The organism is Paenibacillus aceris (assembly GCF_017874035.1).
GTDB lineage: Bacteria > Bacillota > Bacilli > Paenibacillales > NBRC-103111 > Paenibacillus_E > Paenibacillus_E aceris.
The window spans coordinates 24,749-43,951 of sequence record NZ_JAGGKV010000028.1; the positions used below are offsets into that span (position 1 = coordinate 24,749).

The 19,203-nt window shown below is 41.3% G+C and carries 20 protein-coding genes; 19 read left to right on the top strand and 1 reads right to left on the bottom strand.

What is annotated here, in order from left to right; genetic code table 11:
• Nucleotides 1-141 precede the first annotated feature (141 nt).
• On the bottom strand, nucleotides 142-555 hold the full coding sequence (locus J2Z65_RS30625) for a collagen-like triple helix repeat-containing protein (RefSeq protein WP_420850753.1): 414 nt from the start codon (nucleotides 553-555) through the stop codon (nucleotides 142-144).
• A gap of 559 nt (nucleotides 556-1,114) precedes the next feature.
• On the opposite strand from J2Z65_RS30625, the gene J2Z65_RS30630 reads away from it, so the two are divergent.
• The 19 genes from J2Z65_RS30630 to J2Z65_RS30720 all read left to right on the top strand — a co-directional run bounded on the left by J2Z65_RS30630 (nucleotide 1,115) and on the right by J2Z65_RS30720 (nucleotide 18,863).
• Nucleotides 1,115-2,140, top strand: coding sequence for an HD-GYP domain-containing protein (locus J2Z65_RS30630; protein WP_167052004.1), 1,026 nt, complete (start codon nucleotides 1,115-1,117; stop codon nucleotides 2,138-2,140).
• On the top strand, nucleotides 2,137-2,436 hold the full coding sequence (locus tag J2Z65_RS30635; RefSeq protein ID WP_167052006.1) for a response regulator transcription factor: 300 nt from the start codon (nucleotides 2,137-2,139) through the stop codon (nucleotides 2,434-2,436). The genes J2Z65_RS30630 and J2Z65_RS30635 overlap by 4 nt, the downstream gene beginning before the upstream one ends.
• 185 nt (nucleotides 2,437-2,621) lie before the next feature.
• Nucleotides 2,622-3,383 carry a YveK family protein gene (locus J2Z65_RS30640; protein WP_167052008.1) on the top strand — a complete coding sequence of 254 codons (762 nt, stop codon included), beginning with the start codon at nucleotides 2,622-2,624 and terminating at the stop codon, nucleotides 3,381-3,383.
• Nucleotides 3,364-4,029 carry a CpsD/CapB family tyrosine-protein kinase gene (locus J2Z65_RS30645; RefSeq protein WP_167052010.1) on the top strand — a complete coding sequence of 222 codons (666 nt, stop codon included), beginning with the start codon at nucleotides 3,364-3,366 and terminating at the stop codon, nucleotides 4,027-4,029. Before J2Z65_RS30640 ends, J2Z65_RS30645 begins: the two co-directional genes overlap by 20 nt.
• A 42-nt stretch (nucleotides 4,030-4,071) precedes the next feature.
• Complete coding sequence (locus J2Z65_RS30650; protein WP_167052011.1) at nucleotides 4,072-5,355, top strand: efflux RND transporter periplasmic adaptor subunit; 1,284 nt, start codon at nucleotides 4,072-4,074, stop codon at nucleotides 5,353-5,355.
• A 21-nt stretch (nucleotides 5,356-5,376) separates the two neighbouring features.
• Entirely contained in the window at nucleotides 5,377-7,095 is a 1,719-nt protein-coding gene (locus J2Z65_RS30655; protein WP_167052013.1) for a hypothetical protein, read from the top strand.
• Between the two features lie 12 nt (nucleotides 7,096-7,107).
• Complete coding sequence (locus J2Z65_RS30660) at nucleotides 7,108-7,314, top strand: hypothetical protein (RefSeq protein WP_167052014.1); 207 nt, start codon at nucleotides 7,108-7,110, stop codon at nucleotides 7,312-7,314.
• 71 nt (nucleotides 7,315-7,385) lie between these two features.
• Nucleotides 7,386-8,168 carry a hypothetical protein gene (locus tag J2Z65_RS30665; RefSeq protein WP_167052016.1) on the top strand — a complete coding sequence of 261 codons (783 nt, stop codon included), beginning with the start codon at nucleotides 7,386-7,388 and terminating at the stop codon, nucleotides 8,166-8,168.
• Nucleotides 8,168-8,437, top strand: coding sequence for a PqqD family protein (locus J2Z65_RS30670; protein ID WP_167052017.1), 270 nt, complete (start codon nucleotides 8,168-8,170; stop codon nucleotides 8,435-8,437). Before J2Z65_RS30665 ends, J2Z65_RS30670 begins: the two co-directional genes overlap by 1 nt.
• Nucleotides 8,438-8,510: 73 nt before the next feature.
• Nucleotides 8,511-8,879 carry a S24/S26 family peptidase gene (locus tag J2Z65_RS30675; protein ID WP_167052019.1) on the top strand — a complete coding sequence of 123 codons (369 nt, stop codon included), beginning with the start codon at nucleotides 8,511-8,513 and terminating at the stop codon, nucleotides 8,877-8,879.
• Nucleotides 8,880-8,902: 23 nt separating this feature from the next.
• A complete protein-coding gene (locus J2Z65_RS30680) occupies nucleotides 8,903-10,726 on the top strand; it encodes an ABC transporter ATP-binding protein (RefSeq protein ID WP_167052020.1) in 1,824 nt (607 codons plus the stop codon).
• Nucleotides 10,695-11,738, top strand: coding sequence for a nucleotidyltransferase family protein (locus J2Z65_RS30685; protein WP_167052022.1), 1,044 nt, complete (start codon nucleotides 10,695-10,697; stop codon nucleotides 11,736-11,738). The genes J2Z65_RS30680 and J2Z65_RS30685 overlap by 32 nt, the downstream gene beginning before the upstream one ends.
• A 176-nt stretch (nucleotides 11,739-11,914) precedes the next feature.
• Nucleotides 11,915-13,852, top strand: a complete 1,938-nt coding sequence (locus J2Z65_RS30690) for a lasso peptide isopeptide bond-forming cyclase (protein ID WP_167052023.1) — start codon at nucleotides 11,915-11,917, stop codon at nucleotides 13,850-13,852.
• 15 nt (nucleotides 13,853-13,867) lie between these two features.
• A complete protein-coding gene (locus tag J2Z65_RS30695; protein ID WP_167052025.1) occupies nucleotides 13,868-13,996 on the top strand; it encodes a paeninodin family lasso peptide in 129 nt (42 codons plus the stop codon).
• 110 nt (nucleotides 13,997-14,106) lie between these two features.
• Nucleotides 14,107-15,036: an aldolase gene (locus tag J2Z65_RS30700; protein ID WP_167052026.1), complete on the top strand. Its 930-nt coding sequence runs from the start codon at nucleotides 14,107-14,109 to the stop codon at nucleotides 15,034-15,036.
• A 3-nt stretch (nucleotides 15,037-15,039) separates the two neighbouring features.
• Nucleotides 15,040-15,360, top strand: a complete 321-nt coding sequence (locus tag J2Z65_RS30705) for a lasso peptide biosynthesis PqqD family chaperone (RefSeq protein ID WP_167052028.1) — start codon at nucleotides 15,040-15,042, stop codon at nucleotides 15,358-15,360.
• Nucleotides 15,361-15,371: 11 nt separating this feature from the next.
• Nucleotides 15,372-17,180 (top strand): ABC transporter ATP-binding protein, encoded by a 1,809-nt coding sequence (locus J2Z65_RS30710; RefSeq protein ID WP_167052029.1) that lies wholly within the window; start codon nucleotides 15,372-15,374, stop codon nucleotides 17,178-17,180.
• Nucleotides 17,181-17,210: 30 nt separating this feature from the next.
• A complete protein-coding gene (locus tag J2Z65_RS30715; protein WP_167052031.1) occupies nucleotides 17,211-17,666 on the top strand; it encodes a lasso peptide biosynthesis B2 protein in 456 nt (151 codons plus the stop codon).
• Nucleotides 17,667-17,687: 21 nt separating this feature from the next.
• Nucleotides 17,688-18,863, top strand: a complete 1,176-nt coding sequence (locus tag J2Z65_RS30720) for a nucleotidyltransferase domain-containing protein (RefSeq protein ID WP_167052032.1) — start codon at nucleotides 17,688-17,690, stop codon at nucleotides 18,861-18,863.
• Nucleotides 18,864-19,203 lie beyond the last annotated feature (340 nt).

Below are 19,203 nucleotides of genomic sequence, written 5' to 3' on the forward strand. Positions count from 1 at the left end.
ATAAGATTTAACCTTTGGCTTTTTTAAAAATATAAGATCCCCGCGAGCTTTGGCTGGCGGGGGTGTTCACTTCTTAAGCTTACAGAGGGATTCTCAATAGAATCATTTCTGATTTAATTTAGGTAATCAAATTAGCATTCTTTAGCAAGTAAACGAATCAATAAAGCGCAAATCAATACCAAAATACATCCAGGAGAAGCCGTTCCAACGGAAACCCGCAATGGAGTTATGGCCGACGAAAGTCGGGAAATACCAGAATTGTTGGCCATTGCTCAGCCACACATAGGTGAAACGGAACATACAGCGTCTAATGCCGCCCGGATCCACGGCGAATGTGGCGCCGGCAGCTTTATGCGGCTTTTGCGGAGTGTACGAAGGAGGAGCCGAAGTCGGCGCTTGTTGATCGCCGCCCGGCGGCATGCCAGGGCCCGGGAGACCAGGCTGCCCCGGGAAACCGGGCTGCCCTGGGAAACCAGGCTGCCCTGGGAAGCCAGGCTGCCCTGGGAAGCCAGGCTGCCCTGGGAAACCAGGCTGCCCTGGGAAACCAGGCTGCATAGGGAAACCTGACTGCCCTGGGAAACCAGGCTGCATAGGGAAACCTGACTGACCAGGGAAACCCGGTGTCATGCTTCCACCACCAGGCATGCCGGGAAGTCCGAACATGCCGCCTAAACCTCGTGTATCATAGACAGGTACCCAAGCGTAAGCTTGCGGTACAGGGTAGCCGTATGCATAAGGCGCGGTTTGAGGATAGGATGCAGCATACGCCGGGTCGATTTCTGGCTGCTGCACTACTTCATTGTCCAGTTCCAAATTCCGTGTCTCTTTCTTTTTGTTTGAAGTCATGAATGAAAGTACCTCCTTAGGTAAAAGCGGATTAGTCGATACTTACTATATGCAGGAGACTAGACGGATGTCACGGTCAGATCCGGCTAAAGGGAGTGTTTTTCCAAACTATACCATTAGTCCTAATAATAAATGCATTTATGAAACCTGTAGGCTTTTTATCCTATTCGAAATGGAAAAAATACGGGATTTACCTCCCATGGTTTGAACCTATTTTGTCGTATATAATAGAAATTGGTTATATTTTGAAGTATTGGGGCGGGGTTTATTGAGCGATCTAGCAGGGAAAATGTTGAAATACGATGTAACAACGAACTATGGGCTTGTATTAGCACCTGCTCAAACCGTACTCATGGAAGAGCACTTGAATTTATTTCGGCATCATCGTATTGACTTCATGGACATTATTACGACAAACCTCCAGGAACAAGAACTGGAAGATGTCCATTCCCAGGATTCTTCAGGACTCTTAGTACAGAAAGCAACGCAATTCGCCAAGCAGTTATTCGAGCAGATGGAAGTCCAGAAGAAAATCCCACTGTTTGAAATTAAGAATCAACTCATTCCTATCGTACAGCAGGCAGCTGAACATTCGGATTTATTTGAAATTTTTGAAGCTGTTAAAGCGAAAAACGAGTACACGCATCAGCACAATGTCGGTGTAGGTATACTTTCCACGCTGATCGGAAAATGGCTCCAATTGGATGAGCAAGAAGTAGGTATGCTAACTCTTGCGGCTACGCTTCATGATGTCGGCAAAATCGAAGTATCGAAAGATATTCTTCAAAAGCCGGGCAAGTTAACGAAAGAAGAGTTCAATGAAATGAAACAGCATACGGTTCGAGGCTATAACTTGCTTAGGGAGACAAAAGGCATTAACTACCGAGTGTCACTGGTTGCCTTGCAGCATCATGAGAGAGCGGATGGTAGCGGATATCCTATGGGGCTAAGGGATAGCCAAATCGATCGATTGAGCCGCATCGTTGCCGTTGCCGATATTTTCCATGCTATGACTTCCAAAAGGCCTTATCAAGACATGATGCCATTTCACGAAGTTGTTCGACAGATGCGAGCAGGCCTTTTTGGTGAATTGGATCCGCATATCGTATCGGTGTTTCTTACCAATATAATCCGTGGCTTAATTGGCAGGAAAGTGAAGCTAACCGATGGCCGTTGGGCGGAAGTTGTCTATATCAATCCTACGGATGATACAAATCCCCTTGTAAAAATTGACGAAGCGTTTGTAGATCTTAGTCGAGAACGACATATTCATATAAAGGAAGTTGTTGTATGATGCATAATTCGATGGCAGAGAATACAGTTTTGCAACAATTTTTCACCAATTATGGACTGACACAGCGTGAATCGGAAATTCTCTCCCTGATTGCTACCCACGGGTACACGAACAAGGAAATTGCCGAAAGCTGTTGTATTAGCGAGAAAACTGTAAAGATTCACTTGGCGAACATTATGAGCAAGATTGGAATTGGTTCGATGCGTCGATTGTTGGCGCTGCTTTTGCAGCAAGCGTTTAAGGTTTCAGGGCTTACGAATGAGAAGAATATCGTATCATCGGTGGGTGTTAATTAAACAAAAAGAGAAGGCCTTTTGGGGTTCTTTTCTTTTTTTTTATGTACATTTTTAATGATACAATTTGGAACTTAAAAATGGAATATTTTGTTGACATGATACGAAAAGTATCTTAAAGTAAGAGTAGAAATAAGATACAAATAGTATCATTTAGTTGAAAAGTAGACTTCTCGCGGAGGGGAACCATGGAAATTAATCTAAAAGAATATTTGATAATTATAAAGAAGCGATGGTGGCTCATTGTTTTAGTTGTACTTGCGTGTACAATCCTTACAGCCATGTATACGACATCTAATTATGTTCCGATTTATCAGGCTTCTACGAAATTGATCGTCAATAAAACATCTGAACAGGGTCAACTAGGCACAGAGCAAATCGATTATGGAGCAATCGGCGTTAATATGGCCCTCATTAATACGTATAAAGAAATTATTAAAACTCCAGCTATCATGGATAAAGTCGTCCAACGATACCCCGAATTGAATGTATCCACAGACCAGTTGATTTCAATCGTCAATGTTTCGAATCTCAATGAAACACAAGTCATGTCGATTACTGCCCGACACTTTTCACATGAAAGAGCCGTGAAGATTGCGAATGCGGTATCCGATGTCTTTCAAACCGAGATCCCCAAAATTATGAAGGTCGATAATATCACCATTTTGAATAGAGCCAAAGTTCAGGACAATCCTGTACCGGTTAATCAAAAATCCAACCAATACATCATCCTAAGCTTCGTTGCTTCGTTGGCTGCTACAATTGGTATCATTCTTCTGCTGGATGCGTTAGATGATACGTTGAAAACGGATGATGATATTCGTGAGGCTTTTGAACTATCGACCTTAGCGTACATACCGAAAGTAAAAATCAAAGTAATGCGAAATAAACAGAAAAGTAAATCTAGAAAAAAGGTGGAGGATATTGCATATGCCAAAACTATCCACTAATTCTGCGATTATGATGCAAAAGAATCCCAATTCTCCTTCAGCGGAAGCTTATAGATCGTTAAGATTTAATATCGATTGTTCTGTCTTCGGCCGCGAAGCCAAGGTCGTGACCATCACATCTTCAAGCAGAGGTGAAGGGAAGACAACGACTGCCATTAATTTGGCTGTGGCGTATGCGCAGACCGGGAAGAAAGTGATTTTAGTTGACGCTGACCTGCGAAATCCATCGATTCATCTTTCATTTGGTGGAGATAATGGGAGTGGATTAACGAATTATCTTGCTCAGCAGAACACACTGAACGAGATCGTACGCCAATCGATGATTGAGAACCTATCCATTCTAACGTCGGGGCCGATACCGCAGAATCCTTCCGGACTATTGGCTTCGAGTCAAATGGATGTCCTGCTGGCAGAACTTCGAGCAAACTATGACATGGTCATCGTGGACACAACCTCGATCTTAACGTTAACGGATGCCAAGATTATGGCGACGAAATGCGACGGGACTCTTCTTATCGTCAAATTTGGCAAATTGAAGCGCGGCATAGCCAAGAAAGTGAAAGAGGAGTTACATCTTGCGAAAGTAAATTTAATTGGCGTTGTCATGAATGAAATGAAAAACGAGCATGCGGCGTCGTATCTTTGATCGCGATGGAAAACCAAAGTAAGGGGAGAGAGTTCATATCTAATGAGAAAAAAACGACGAAAGCAGCAACGGAAAGTCGTGAGAACCCTTTGCATCTTGACGTTAAGCATTGGTATTTTGGCAGGGTGCTCAGATACGGCGGTTACAAATTCGGACGGTAATTCCGTTTATAGCGATCAAGCGCCGAAAAGCGTTAAAGTATTCAAGGTGATTAAGCAGAAAATCGGAGATCCGCTGGAACGTGCTGCAGAAGCGCAATCGTCAGCTCAATTTGGTATTACAGCTAAAGCTTCCGGGGATATTGATCAAATTTTGAAGAAACGCGGAGATATGGTTCAGGAAGGCGATGTCATTCTCCGGATAAGATCAGGTGAACTCCAGACTCAACGAGAGTCTGCAGCTCTTGCCGTTCAAACAGCCCAGGAAGCGATAGAGCGAGCCAAAGTAAAGGCTAAGAAAGAAACGGAGAACCAACGGCTGGATATGAGCAATTCAATCCAAAAGATGGAGCTGGGAATGACCGTTTTGATGCGGAATTACAATAAAATGAAAAACGATTATGATATCGGATTGGTCACGAAAGCTCAGCTTTATCAGATGGAAACTCAGATGATGAGTGCCCGTATGGATCTGGACCAGCTCAAACAGAAATTGAGCATTTTAGAACCGCTAAGTGTTCCGGCTGAATTCGAAACACAGCTCAAGAGTGCTCAGGTTGCTTTGCAGCAGCTGGATCAATCGATGAAGAACCTTGAAGTGAAAGCCACGGTGAGCGGTTTATTGACGGAGATGCCGCTCGAAGCGGGAATGGCGCTGCAGCCTGGAGACAAGGTCGGTATCATCCAACGACTGGATCCGATCAAAATTAAGGCACAGCTTACGGAAGCGGAAACGAATCAAATTGGCAAAAAGACGGAATTATCTTATTTTGTTCCGGGAGTCAAAGATAAGTACAAAGGAACGATCAGTTATCTCTCCAAGGTGATCGATCCGGAAACGAAAACGTATGAAATCAATCTTGAGGTGCCGAACAAAGATCTGATCTTGAAGCCTGGCACGAAGCTGAAAGTTCAACTGACAGATGAACAAGATCAAATCGTAGTGACAGTTCCTACTTATAGCATTGTTAAAGAGGGTGACAATGCGTTTGTATTCGTACTCACAGGAGATACGGTAGAAAAACGCAGCATTCAATTAGGCAGATTGAATGAGCCTAGTCAAGAAGTGCTCTCAGGCCTCAAAGAGGGAGAAATGGTCGTTAAAACGAGCCCGAGTCAGTTATCCGACAAAGAAAAAGTTCAAATGACGGCTATTGAAGAGCAATAATTAAAATTGGAGTGACTTGAATTGAAAATAAACTGGAAACATTCGATGGTTATGTTCATCTTATCCGTCTCCCTAGTGATTCCATCCGCAGCTTTCCATGTAGCAGCCGATGAAAAATATGCGCCTGCGACAACGGTGAAAAGTTATTCATTGACGAATGGTATTAAGGTAGAAGTAAAAAGTGTTTTAAATGAATCAACCTCGGAAGGGACCAGGATCGGCACGGTTGTCCGCCTATTTAACGATGGAGACCGCTTAACGGGTGTACCGGAATACGAGGTTCGAGCCAAGACTTTAGATGGCTTGGAATATATCATGCGTCCAAGTCAAGCTAACGCCAAAAACATTCAACCCAAAGAGACGGTCGAGCTTAGCTATATGAATATCGTTGAGCGTTATGACGTCTTTTCACTAACTGAACTTTCCTTCTATGATGTGGATGAATTCGTCTATCCCAAGCAAGAAAAGAAAATCATATCACTGCCTATTTCAGACATAGAATGGAAAGGTGAAAAGGCTGTCCTGACCGATCCGGCAACGATGAAGAAATGGGAGGATACGTTTACGATCCCTGTGCTATCAAGTACCTTAGCGTACAAACCGATCAGCCTTACTGAACAAAATACGCCGGATGGACCTATGACGATCGTGGCATTGCTTGCTACGAATAACGGGGACAAGAAGACAGTCATACCTGATTTTCGGATTAATGGAAAAACGGAGAATAAGATCTACACCGGCAGCAGAATTGAGAAGGATCCGGTCATCCTCGAACCGGGTGAGAAGAATTATGTTCATTATGCGGTTCCGATCCGAAATAAGATGGAAGTGAAAAGTTTATCGGTCCTCACGCCGGAAGACTTCGTGGGCGATGATAAAGCACATACGAATTATTTAATTGGCAGACTAACGATCACACCACCTGGCGCTAACGATGTACGGTTCTTTATGAACCAACTGCCGCCGTATGAGTTGAATAAGCCGATTCAGTTTGATCCGTTAACGAAGCTAATTCGGCCAGAGATCAATGTGTCCATGTCGGATCTGCGCATCTATGAAAGTGCAGGAGGTGGCTTTAAGGCCGCTGTTGCCAAGTTCAAGCTGCTTAATAAGAGTGAGAGCCCACAGCAGGTTCCGCAGTTTCAGGCCGTGCTATCAAGTGTTAGCGGTAATAAATACTTGGGCACAAGACAAAATACGCAGGTAGAAACGCTCATTCCTAATATCAGTTACGTCATCTACTATTCATTTATTATTCCGAATGCAGAAACCGGCGAGAAATTGGCTATGGAGATTACGGACGGGAAAAGCGCAGAGCCGTATAACCTTCCTCTGGCTGCCTTCAAGACGAAAGTCATCGAAGAGACGGAAGATAAATCTTCTGCTTTCTATCCTTTTCAGGTCACTTTGAATAATTGGTCAATGGGGATCAACTATAATATGGGGGGAAGCTTGCCCTACTCCTATAAGACGAATTTGGATTTTGATATTAAACTTCAGGATGAAATCGTCGTTGATCAAAGCTTTTCCAAAATGAGGCTGGAGTTCGTCGATGCCAAGAACAGAATCATGGCTTCAAAAGTCCTTTCATTTACAGGGGATAATAAACTGGTCAGCGGAACCCAAACCCTCGATTTTAGTTTGGATCGACTTGAAACCACGGTATATCTTCGTATATACGAAATGATTGATACACCCTTTGGGGAAGCAAGACGTCTTATCCAAACTGCGAAACGATAGGAGAGCGAAGCGATGGAAGAAAAGGCGAAGAGGGAACAAAAGTTGTATGTGCGCCCCATGGTTTTAAGTCAACAGCCGGTTCGTTTTGAGACAGCCCAAAGCTGGAACAAAGGTCATGGGAACCTGAATCACCCAGGTACAGGGAACGGCGGCATCAATTATCCTAACCCTCCTTACACTGGGCCTCATAATGGCAACGGAAATGGAAAAAATAAGTAAAATTTTCTAAAGAGGTCAATGGTATACTGCCATTGACCTCAAATTTCAATAGAGTCCCAAGGGGATATATCATGGAGCGCATGTACACGACGATTGGTGAGCATTTCATTCAAATCCTTTGCGACTCGGCAAAGATTATGAATTGGATTGAACGAAATTTCCAAGTAGTAGAGCCAATCAAAGATCAGCCTGATCTCTTCATTCAACTTACAGAGGGATATGGGATTCCTTTTGTTGACTATCACGTGACGATCACAAAAGAATCGAATCTCATTTCATTTCGCAGGGCCGATTACTTAATTGAGACTAGTTTGGATTATCAGAATTCTCGCATTTCCGTACATAATGAATTAGCGTTAAAGCATGCATTAATGAATCTATACAGTTCCTATCTGGTTTACCATCGATGGGGACTATTAATTCATTCATCCTGCACGATCGATAAGGACAATGCCTACATGTTTGCAGGTCACTCGGGAGCTGGCAAATCTACTGTGGCGAAGTTATCGCATCCCCGGGAACTCCTATCCGATGAGGCAACGATAATCAAAATCACTCCTGATCAAATAACCGTTTTTGATTCTCCTTTTCGAAGTGAATTGGTAAGAACAGGCGTTAAAGAGTCTAGTACGTTAACAGGCATTTATTTATTACATCAGGCGATTGATAATCGCATTGTTCCACTTACCAAATCGAATGGCCTTCTTTTTCTTATGAATAAAGTGTTTTATTGGTCGCACAGTTTGGAAGAAACGAGGAACATCCTTCGATTATTGCAGCATGTGGTCAACGCAGTTTCCATTTCCGAGCTGCATTTTCAAAAAAATGATACATTTTGGGAGCTGATATCCTAATGACCGAATACCTTCGGATGAATGATTATGAGTCCATTCAACTGGATAAGGAATGCATTATTTTGAACACGGATGAATTTACCTTAACGAAATTAAACGAAGTGGGTGGATACTGCTGGTCACTACTCGGCGTAGCTCAGACCGTAAGTTCCATTAGCGAAGCGGTTCGGAAGGAGTACGAATCCGTCTGCGAGTCGGTTGAAGAAGATGTTGAAGCATTTTTGAAGGATATGATTGGGCGAGGCCTGGTTCAATATGCAGTTTCATAAGGAATCCTTTCAGCTCCTTACGCGTGTAATGGCAAAAAGAGGCTGGATTGAACTCCCGGCACGAGGAACGAGTATGTATCCTTTTATTAAAAAGGGAGATATTTGTCGATTTGTACTCACAGAGACTGAGCGCATAAAGAAAGGCGATATTATCTTATTTCGAACCTCAAACGGAAACTTTGTTGCCCATCGTTTTTGCCGTTTGGTCACTAGGAGTCAACAGTTGCATTACCTTTGTAAGGGTGATACGAACTTAGCGCATGACGAAGTTATTGCTTTGGATCAGGTGATTGGCAAATTGACGTGGATAGAACGGAATGGGCGGATCATCCATGTAACAGACCTGGCCGCTTACGTCTGGGGGCGAGTCGTTCTCACATTCCCCCTGACATCGCTGCTGTTAAGATTTTATTTAAATCGAAGAGAAAGCACGCAAGCGTAGACTTTCTATGGAGTGTCGCGGGTATGATTGGAATCATTCGTAGTTACTTATCGGTCGTTAAGGAATACATTACGTTCAAAGACATTCAGAAAACCTATGCATTGTTGATACCTTACATGTTGAAGTATTGGAAGGCATATACAGCTCTCTTCTTTTTGCTATTTTTTGATATTTGCCAGACGTTGGCATATGCGTGGTTCTTTGGAGACCTGACGGATGCTGCGATTCATAGTAATTTCACTCGCATGAAACAGCTAATTCCGATAGGTGTTACACTTGTTACCCTTAGTCTTACTTCAACTTATTTGAATACCGTGCTTGAAACGATGGCAACCAATTCGGTGAAGAGGGACTTTTCCGCACATTTACTCAAGCATATCTTGTTGTTAAACGGAAAGATGATGTCGAGCCATCACTCTGGTGAGCTGATGTCTCATTTCTCCAATGACATTCATAGCATTGACGGAGTCATCGGGAGAAGTCTAATTGATCTACTAAGACTTCCCTTCACTTACCTGGCAGTTTTGATCTATTTGATGCAAATTAATTGGCATTTAGCACTCCTCTGTGCACTCGTCGCCCCGATTGCTATGCTTTTGGGAGTTGTCTTCGGATTATTGCTTCGTAATAACGGAAGATTAGTTTATAGCCTGATTGGAAACATTAGTGCCCTACTTAATGAAACATTTCAAGGATTGCATGTCATTCGGTCCTTTATGATGGAAAAATCACGATTAGCGAAATTTGTAAGTAAAAATCAGGAACTCTACAACTTAGAACTCGGCAGCGCAAAACTGCGCGGATGGTTCTATGTAGGGGGCCATGCGGTTACTTCTATAACATTTCTCGTAAGTCTCTGTATGGGTTCATATTACGTGTCATTAGGTGTAATGACAGTTGGATCTTTGCTGACTTTTGTAAATCTCGTTAACAATTTGGTCTATCCTTTGACAGAGCTGGCTGGGCAATGGGCAGGCTTTCAAAGAGCTGCTTCCGCGATGGAACGAATATTCAAAATCTTAGCCCAGCCCACAGAATCCTTAGAATTACCGTCAGCGGTCCAATCGAGACCATTAGAGAAGTCTATCCGGTTTGAGGATATTACATTTAGTTATGATGGACATCTTAACATTTTTGATCATCTCTATTTGCAATTCCCGGCTGGAAAGGTCATAGCTATAGTCGGTTTGAGCGGGGCAGGTAAAACGACTTTATTTAATCTGCTGCTAGCGTTTTACAAACCGCAATCGGGAAAGATTTACATGGATGATTGTTCAACAGAAGACTTTTCACCTTCTGAACTTAGGAGTTTATTTGCCCATGTTTCGCAGGAAACATTCCTTTTTGGAAGTACGATAAGGGAAAATCTCTTATTAGCCCGAATGGGGATTACCGAAGCAGAGATGATGAAGGCTGCAGTGATTGCCGACATCCACTCTTTCATACAGTCCCTTCCACACGGCTATGACACCGAAATTGGGGAGAGAGGAGTCAGACTGTCCGGCGGACAAAAACAACGTTTGGCGATTGCCCGTGCAGTCTTAAAAAATGCCCCGATCCTTCTGCTGGATGAGGCAACATCGGCTTTGGATAATGAGACCGAACATCAAGTTAAGGAAGCTCTGCATCGATTAATGGCGGGCCGCACAACAATTGTTATCGCACACCGGTTATCGACTGTTCAATATGCTGACGTGATCATTGTCATGGATAAAGGGAAGATTGTCCAAACAGGATGCCATACCGATTTAATGAAAGAGCATGGACTTTACCGCACCTTAAATCGAAAAGGATTTCAGAAAGGGGAAGAGATCGTTGATCATTCCTTTGATACAAGCGTTGTATGATCCGCGAAATCCTCTGCCCCAGGGGATGGAGTTCTTTGAGAAGGCATTGGAAGATGAGAAATTTTCTGAGATATCGTCGCAAATATATTGGTTATTAAAGCAGAGAGGACAATTGGAGCGAACGCCGTCGTTTTTTCAGGAGCGGTTGCGAGAGAAATATGAAGACTCTTTATGTAAAAATCTATTTATCCGCAATCAAATGAATAAAGTATTGGATAAACTTGAAGAAGCAGGCATTCAGACAGTTCCTTTGAAGGGTACTCTGTTTGCTGAAAAGTACTTTGGACATTTAGGAGCCAGATGTACGTCTGATATTGATCTTTTAGTACATCCATTTGAACTAGAAAGTGCTATTCATTGTGTGAAATCACTTGGGTATACAGTAGAGCAGGAGCGGATCCCGTCTCATTTCCATTGGAGCTTCAGTAAAGAGATACCTGATTCTCCAATTCCTCTGACGATTGAGCTGCACTGGGATTTGTTGAGAGAAAAAACGTCGGATTTAAAGATGGATGAATTTTGGGATCAGGCCACACCATTGGGTTACTACCGGTACATTAAGGAATTATCAGATTACCATACGTTTTATATGATTTGTTTGCATGGCTGGAAGCATAAATTGTCTTCACTTAAATACTTTTTAGATATCATTCAGATGATTCATATGCTGCAGGATGATTTAAACTACACGCTTTTACTGAATGACACTGCTGCCCATAGAACCAGGAGAAGGATCGCCAGGACACTAGCCATTGTTTATGCCTATTTTCCGTATCTAGCAGATACAAAAGAGCTACCTAGTGAATGGAAAGTACCCCAATTGTGGGATTATTATTCTTTAAGGGCTAATAAGAGATCTTTTAAGGGGTATATGCAATGGACTTTTCATCAAATTTTTGATTTTGATACGGTAAAGCATAGTTTGGCCGCACTATTAGATTTTTCGTATCGTTTATTGAATAGGATGTTCTCAGGTAAAATAAAGAAGATGAAAGAGACAGTTGACAGATAAGAAGTTCGATGTTATTCTGATATTGTTCTCAATAAAGAACAACTATGAGCGGAAATACAAAATACAAGGTAATATATCTTTATAATACAAGTAATTAGTAGAAAATCATCGTTCTTTATAAAGAACATTTACATTAAATGAAACTCCATTTATCATGTGCCGTTGCGGAGGAAAGTATGAGTGCCATTACCGGATTATTTCACTTTAATGAAGAGCCAGTACCATTGGAGCATGGTACAGGTTTAATGAAAGCCCTGGAAAAGTACCCGGCGGATGATATTCAGATCTGGCATAGTGAACGAATTTTTCTTGGATGCCATGGACAATGGATCACCAAGGAGTCGGTTGGTGAACGGAATCCCTACCATGACTCCAGTAGAGGGTTAGCTATTGCAGCGGATGCGATCATCGACAATCGCAAAGAATTGTTTGAACTGTTACAGGTTCAACATGGTCTTAGACAAGGAATGTCTGACAGTATGTTAATTTTGCTAGCCTACGATAAGTGGGGGGAAGACTCCCCGAAGTACTTGATTGGTGATTTCGCCTTTATGATTTGGGATGATGAAAAACAGAGGCTATTTGGTGCGAGAGATTTTTCTGGAAGTCGTACTTTATATTTTCATAGAAATCATAATTGTTTTGCTTTTTGTTCGACCATCAAACCTTTGTTTAATTTACCTTATGTAGGAAATTACATAAATGAGCAGTGGATTGCTGAGTATTTAGCCAACCCAGGTCTGGTAGAAACCCTAGATGAAACTTCTACCGTTTTTAAACTAATAGAGCAAGTGCCACCTTCGCATAGCATTACTATACAAAATGGCAAAGTAATATTCACCAGATACATCATGATAACCCAGGGAGAGCGCTTAAAACTTAAGTCTGATAAGGAATACGAAGAGGCGTTCCTGGATGTCTACCAAGACGCAGTTACTGCTCGGTTGCGTACTCATCGACCTGTTGGCGCTTTTTTGAGCGGAGGTCTGGATTCAGGTTCAGTCGTCAGCTTAGCAGCAAGAGCATTGAGTATGGAGAATAAAAGACTACATACTTACAGCCATATCCCGGTAGAAGATTATGAAGACTGGACTCCCAAAAGTCTGATGGCAGACGAAAGACCGTATATTCAATCCACTGTTCAGCATGTTGGAAACATCACAGATCATTATTTGGACTTTAAGGGGAAAAGCCCTTTGTCGGAAGTTGATGATTGGCTGGAAATGTTGGAAATGCCCTACAAAGTATTTGAGAATTCATTTTGGATTAAAGGGATACATGAAAAAGCATATCAGCAAGGAGTAGGAGTGCTTTTGGGCGGAGCTAGGGGAAACAATACGATTTCATGGGGTTCAGCATTGTCTCACTACGCCATGTTACTCAAAAATATGAAATGGATTCGCCTTTACAGGGAAATGCTATTGTACGGCAACAACAATGGAGTTAGTAAATCTATATTTTTAAAAGCAGTTACAAAAAAAGCTTTTCCTTACATTGATCGGAATAAGGCATCACAACATTACCAATTCCCCATGCTGATTAATCCGGAGTTTGCACAGAAAACGGATGTTTTTAATAAATTGCAGCTGCATGGGATCGATTATAAGGGTTTTTCTAAGCTTGTTAATATTTATGAAGCCAGAAAAAAGCATTTCGAACAAGCAAATGCTTGGAACTTAAATGGTACATGCGGAACGAAGATGTCGTTGCGTTACTCGTTGTGGGACCGTGATCCGACTAATGATTTACGTGTGATCAAGTTTTGTCTAGCTGTTCCGGAAGATCAATATGTACAGAATGGTATGGATCGAGCATTAATCCGGAGGTCAACCAAACACCTGCTTCCAGATGATGTGAGATTAAACCAACGAGTACGCGGTATACAGGGTGCTGACGGTATCCACCGGATGGTGCCTGAGTGGAGTTCATTCGTGAATGAATTACAGCAATTAAGCGTCGACCCTGACATTTCTGAGTACTTGAACATACCCGTTGTTAATGAGGCTATTGCTGGACTCCTGGGAAATACTCGGCCAGTGAGTCAATATGATACAGGTTACAGCATATTAATGCGCAGCTTGATCATATATAGATTCATTAAAAGAAATGCATGAAGGGAGGTGATTAATTTGAATAAAAAATGGGAAAAACCTGAACTTGAAGTGCTTGATGTAAAGATGACTATGCTTGGATATCCTGATCAAAAAAGAGATTACTTGGATACAAATGCTACCGAACAACTTATGGGACCTAGCTAGGTTCAAGCATTCTAAATACTTATGAAACAAGTTCTATGAAACTGCCCTTATATGACAAGTATGAGGGCTTGTTTTTTAAAATCTAATGAGTATGAGCGTGGAGTGGTAAGATGAGAAGCGCAACAGAAAAAATGATGTATCAAGCTTTCGGATTCATAGTGACAAGTGAGTTTGAATTACCTGAGTTAACGCAAATAAGTGGAACTGACGATGTACCTGATATTGTAATCGAGGTTCATGACTTATCCAACTTGTGGAATCGATTGGAAGTTAAGAATGGGGTATTTACAGCGAATGAACAACGGGTCATTTTCCGTGTTCCCCATGTCGCCATTTTTTGCATACAAGAGGGGAAGAAGATTATCATTTCTCCTGCTATTGGTTCTGACATAGATGAAATTAGGCTTTATGTACTGGGGTCCTGCATGGGTGCATTATTGCTGCAAAGAAAAATACTTCCCTTACATGGCAGTGCAGTTGCTATTGATGGAAAGGCTTACGCTATTGTTGGCGAGTCAGGTGCGGGAAAATCGACGCTTGCTTCGGCTTTTCTGCAAAGAGGCTATCAATTATTAAGTGACGATGTGGTCGCTATTTACCTCTCTCCAAATGATCAGACTCCTTATGTCATACCCTCTTTTCCTCAGCAAAAGATGTGGCAAGAAAGTTTGGAACACTTTGGGTTGGATACTACACACTACCGTCCGTTATTTCAAAGAGAAACCAAATTTTCAATTCCCGTATTATCTAATTTCTGCTCAACCCCGTTACCTCTTGCGGGTGTATTCGAATTATTCAAGTCAGAAAAACATGAGGTCGAAGTTCACCGAGTTTCAAAGCTTGAAAGCTTATATGTATTATATAGCCATACTTTTCGGAATGTTTTAGTTCACTCTCTGGATTTACAAGCATGGCACTTTGAAACCACCGTTAAGATTGGTGCTCAAATTGAGATTTTTCGATTGCAAAGACCTGTTTCTGAATTTACCGTTCCAAACTTAGTTTCGTTTATATTAACTACAATAAATAAGGATGGGTAGCTCATGGTTACTAATAAGATAATTTCATCGAATCAATTGGTCGTTCAAGAAAGCGGTAATATTGTAAGTGATATGGGCGAGGAAAAGGTCATGCTGAGCATCCATAATGGAAAGTATTACAATTTGGGTCCAATTGGAGGACTAATTTGGGATATGATAAATGAACCAGTCACGATTGAGCTGCTTGTAAATAAACTAATAGTTGAATACGAAGTAGAGAAATCAGTCTGTGAGAATCAAGTGTTATCATTCTTGGAACAGCTGCGTAAAGAAGGCCTAATTTCCATTTATCCTACAGTAAATATAGATGAGGAGTGTTCATAGGAGGGTATACATTGAAAGCTATTTTGTACTTTGTCCAAAGGTTATACTCCACTTCAGGGAACATCCTGTATATGAATCTTTTAGGTATGATCCTCATCAGTCTAATCGAGGGAATAGGAGTTATTATATTAATTCCTATGCTCAGTATGAGCGGGATCATCAATATGAACACTGACTTAATTCCTCTTTCCGTAATATTTCAATTTCTACAAAATATTTCAGAAACGTGGAAGTTGTCTATTATTTTAGGCATTTATTTTCTGCTTGTACTTGGCCAAGGCTTCTTAAAACGGACTGTAACGATTAGTAATTCTAAAATACACCAGGGATTTATGCACCATTTGAGAACAGATACTTTTGGTTCTCTATTACAAGCAAACTGGGACTTTCATATAAAAAGAAGAAAATCAGACTTTGTCAATTCACTGACCTCGGAAATAGGAGGCGTCAGCGGAGGGATGAATACCCTATTACAGATGGTTACTTCTCTTGTTTTCACCTTTATTCAGATTTGTTTTGCATTCTGGTTATCTGCGAAGTTAGCCATTTTTGTTCTGATTTGCGGCTTGATAGTGGCTCTGCTCTTCAGAAGGTTTGTTCATAGATCTAAATCGATTGGGCAGCAAACGACGGAACTATCCAAGTCCTATCATGCAGGCATAACGGATCAATTGAACGGAATTAAAGACATTAAGAGCAACACTCTGGAACAATCGCGTATGGCATGGCTTGCCTCTTTGGACCAAAAAATACAGAAGGAACAACTTGCACAAATCAAGTTGAAAACCACGTCTCAATTTGTGTATCAGACTGCTTCAGCTTTTTTTATCGTTATTTTTATATTTTTTTCGGTGAGGCTATTTCATGCTCAGTTGGAGCAGTTGTTATTGATTATCGTTATTTTCTCTCGGTTATGGCCGCGGTTTAATGGTATACAATCCAACATGGAGAGCATAGCCGCTACAATTCCTGCCTTTACGTCTCTGATGCTTCTTCATATCGAAAGTAAGGAAGCTAACGAATTTACGATTAGCGACCAATCCTATACAAATATTAAGCCAATAGGTATAGATCAATTACTGGAATGTCGTAACGTGTTTTTTCGATACAATCGCAAAGAACCATTGTATGCTCTTCGAGATGTTGATTTACAAATCCCCTCGAACCGTATGACTGCCATTGTAGGGCGCTCGGGAGCAGGGAAAAGCACTCTGATTGACATATTAATGGGGCTTATTCTGCCGGAGGAAGGGCAGGTATTGATCGACGGTGTTCCACTTACAAGAGAAAAGTTATTGGCATTTAGGCACTCAATCAGTTATGTTCCACAGGATCCTTTTCTCTTCAATGCAAGCATAAGGGAAAATATGTTGTTGGTCAAAGGAGACGCAATTGATGATGAGATTTGGGAGGCACTAGAGTTTTCCGCATCTGCCACATTCGTTAGGAGACTCTCGCAGGGGCTCGATACAGTTATCGGTGACCGCGGTATTCGATTGTCTGGAGGAGAACGCCAGAGGTTGGTACTGGCAAGGGCCATCTTGCGGAAACCGTCCATTCTTGTATTGGATGAGGCAACGAGCGCGCTGGATACCGAAAATGAAACTAAAATTCAAGAAGCACTGGATTTATTAAAAGGTAAGATGACCATTATCGTAATTGCCCATCGACTCTCAACGATACGGAATGCGGATCAGGTTATTGTCATTGATCAAGGAACAATCGTACAGAAAGGGATGTTCAGCGAGCTTGCCAAAGAAAAGAAAAGTCTGCTGAGTCATCTGCTGGAACAACAGGCCAATGTTTGGTCGCATGGATAGTAACTAAAAATCCAGTTAGGGGAGGAAACCATGGTAGCAGTAAATAAGATAAGAAAGTTTTTATCACTAGATACGAAAACCATGTTTTTGTTTGCAGAGGCTTTTTTTTATTTGGGAGTGGCTCGAATACTAATTTCAGTACCATTTTCTAAAATTGCTCCTTCCTTAGGTGTCCCTATGGAGGAAACGACGAGAGATTTGCACGATGGGAAGAAGGCCGTATTAATCAAAATACATGATACCATTCAGATTGCATGTAAGCATACGTTATGGGAAAGCAAATGCCTCGTAAAGGCAATAGCTGCCTTGAAAATGCTTGAAAGGCGTCAGATCGAAAGTACGTTATATTTGGGAACGGGCAGGGATGAATCGGGGAAAATGATCGCCCATGCCTGGCTTCGCAATGGTACGTACTATATTACGGGAGCTGAAGGAATGGAACGATTTACGGTTGTTGGGAAATTCGCGAAATATATAGGCAATTAAAGAAAGCGAAGGGGATTAAATTTGGATAATGAAAAGAGATTAGATTTGTCGCGTGTCCCTAAAGAATTAACATTATTGCTTGCCTTAATGAAGATGAATAATGGGGAAGACTTACTATCAAATAATGAAATATTTATGGATATCGATTGGGATAAATTTTTCCTGCTAGTAATGCATCATCGTGTACATCCCTTCATTTATTCCAAGTTAAAGCAAATGAATGGAATTCCATTACATGTAGTTCAAAGTTTATGCCAAGAATACAAAAAAAACGCATTTCAGATGCTTCACTTAAGTGGGGAAATGGAACAAATATGTAAGTTGTTTATAGCACATGGCATTAGGCCACTTCTTTTAAAAGGACCTGTGCTTGCTGTCGACCTTTATGGGGATGTCTCTCTCCGTGCATCTAGAGATTTGGATATCTTAATTCCTATAGATGATCTAGATAAGGTGGAAGAACTTCTTGTAAAGTCAGGCTATGAAAAAGAAGGTTTCACCCAGACTATATTAAATGAATGGAAATGGAGACAATATCATATAACCTATTTTCATCCTCAAAAGAGGATTACAATAGAAATTCATTGGAGGTTGAGTCATGGGCCAGGGAAGGAACCAAGCTTTAACGAATTATGGGGACGGAAGAGGATTAGTTCACTCACAAGTAGTCCTGTCTATTATTTAGGACGGGAGGATTTGTTTTTATACTTGGTATCACATGGTGCGCGTCATGGCTGGTTTCGACTTCGTTGGCTCGCGGATATTGATCAACTAGTAAGACAGAGCATTAATATGAAGAAACTCGACTTATTAATGAGGAAGTATCATGGCATGTATATAGGGGGGCAGGCACTTATATTAGCTTCGCAGCTATTAAATACCCCATTATGCAGGAAAATGCAATTATTAACAGGCGGAAGTCGTTCATGGCGATTTGCGCAAGATGCGATTGTTTATATCAAAGAAACAAAAGATTTACATACAAATCCTTCACAAGAGTTGTATAAACATTATAAACGGTATTTGTTTTCCATTAAGTCAAATCAGCAAAGGATTCTTTTTATTCTGAGTTTTCTTTATCCTTACCAAGAGGATGCAGATACATTGATGTTACCTAAACACCTACATTTCCTCTATTTCCCTCTTCGTCCCATTTTATGGATTTGGAGAAAAACTAAAAGGCAATCGTTTTCATAGGATGACGCTTGATGGGAAGAATCACATGTTAAGGGGAAGTAAACTTCATGTTGACATGTTCTTTATAAAGAACTAATATGATCTATATAAAGAATTTCTTGAGAGATAATAAATATTAGTTCAGTTAAATTTATTATGTAATGAAAATCGCCTTATTGTTCTTTATTAAGAACATTTGTTTTATTTAATGGGCAAAAGATCATGATTCGGTGATGTCTCCCTGCCGTTATCAATGGAGGCACTCGACCATACTGTGGGTTGTATAAACCTTAGACGCGTGTCGTCAAGAGTGTGGTGTGAGGACGGGTTTGATGCCCTTTATTTATTAAAGTTCTTAAAT

Coding starts and splice junctions, on each gene's coding strand:
- J2Z65_RS30625 (WP_420850753.1), bottom strand. CDS start 555: ATGCAGCCTGGTTTCCCAGGGCAGCCTGGTTTCCCAGGGCAGCCTGGC.
- J2Z65_RS30635 (WP_167052006.1), top strand. CDS start 2,137: ATGATGCATAATTCGATGGCAGAGAATACAGTTTTGCAACAATTTTTC.
- J2Z65_RS30640 (WP_167052008.1), top strand. CDS start 2,622: ATGGAAATTAATCTAAAAGAATATTTGATAATTATAAAGAAGCGATGG.
- J2Z65_RS30645 (WP_167052010.1), top strand. CDS start 3,364: ATGCCAAAACTATCCACTAATTCTGCGATTATGATGCAAAAGAATCCC.
- J2Z65_RS30650 (WP_167052011.1), top strand. CDS start 4,072: ATGAGAAAAAAACGACGAAAGCAGCAACGGAAAGTCGTGAGAACCCTT.
- J2Z65_RS30660 (WP_167052014.1), top strand. CDS start 7,108: ATGGAAGAAAAGGCGAAGAGGGAACAAAAGTTGTATGTGCGCCCCATG.
- J2Z65_RS30665 (WP_167052016.1), top strand. CDS start 7,386: ATGGAGCGCATGTACACGACGATTGGTGAGCATTTCATTCAAATCCTT.
- J2Z65_RS30670 (WP_167052017.1), top strand. CDS start 8,168: ATGACCGAATACCTTCGGATGAATGATTATGAGTCCATTCAACTGGAT.
- J2Z65_RS30675 (WP_167052019.1), top strand. CDS start 8,511: ATGTATCCTTTTATTAAAAAGGGAGATATTTGTCGATTTGTACTCACA.
- J2Z65_RS30680 (WP_167052020.1), top strand. CDS start 8,903: ATGATTGGAATCATTCGTAGTTACTTATCGGTCGTTAAGGAATACATT.
- J2Z65_RS30690 (WP_167052023.1), top strand. CDS start 11,915: ATGAGTGCCATTACCGGATTATTTCACTTTAATGAAGAGCCAGTACCA.
- J2Z65_RS30700 (WP_167052026.1), top strand. CDS start 14,107: ATGAGAAGCGCAACAGAAAAAATGATGTATCAAGCTTTCGGATTCATA.
- J2Z65_RS30705 (WP_167052028.1), top strand. CDS start 15,040: ATGGTTACTAATAAGATAATTTCATCGAATCAATTGGTCGTTCAAGAA.
- J2Z65_RS30715 (WP_167052031.1), top strand. CDS start 17,211: ATGGTAGCAGTAAATAAGATAAGAAAGTTTTTATCACTAGATACGAAA.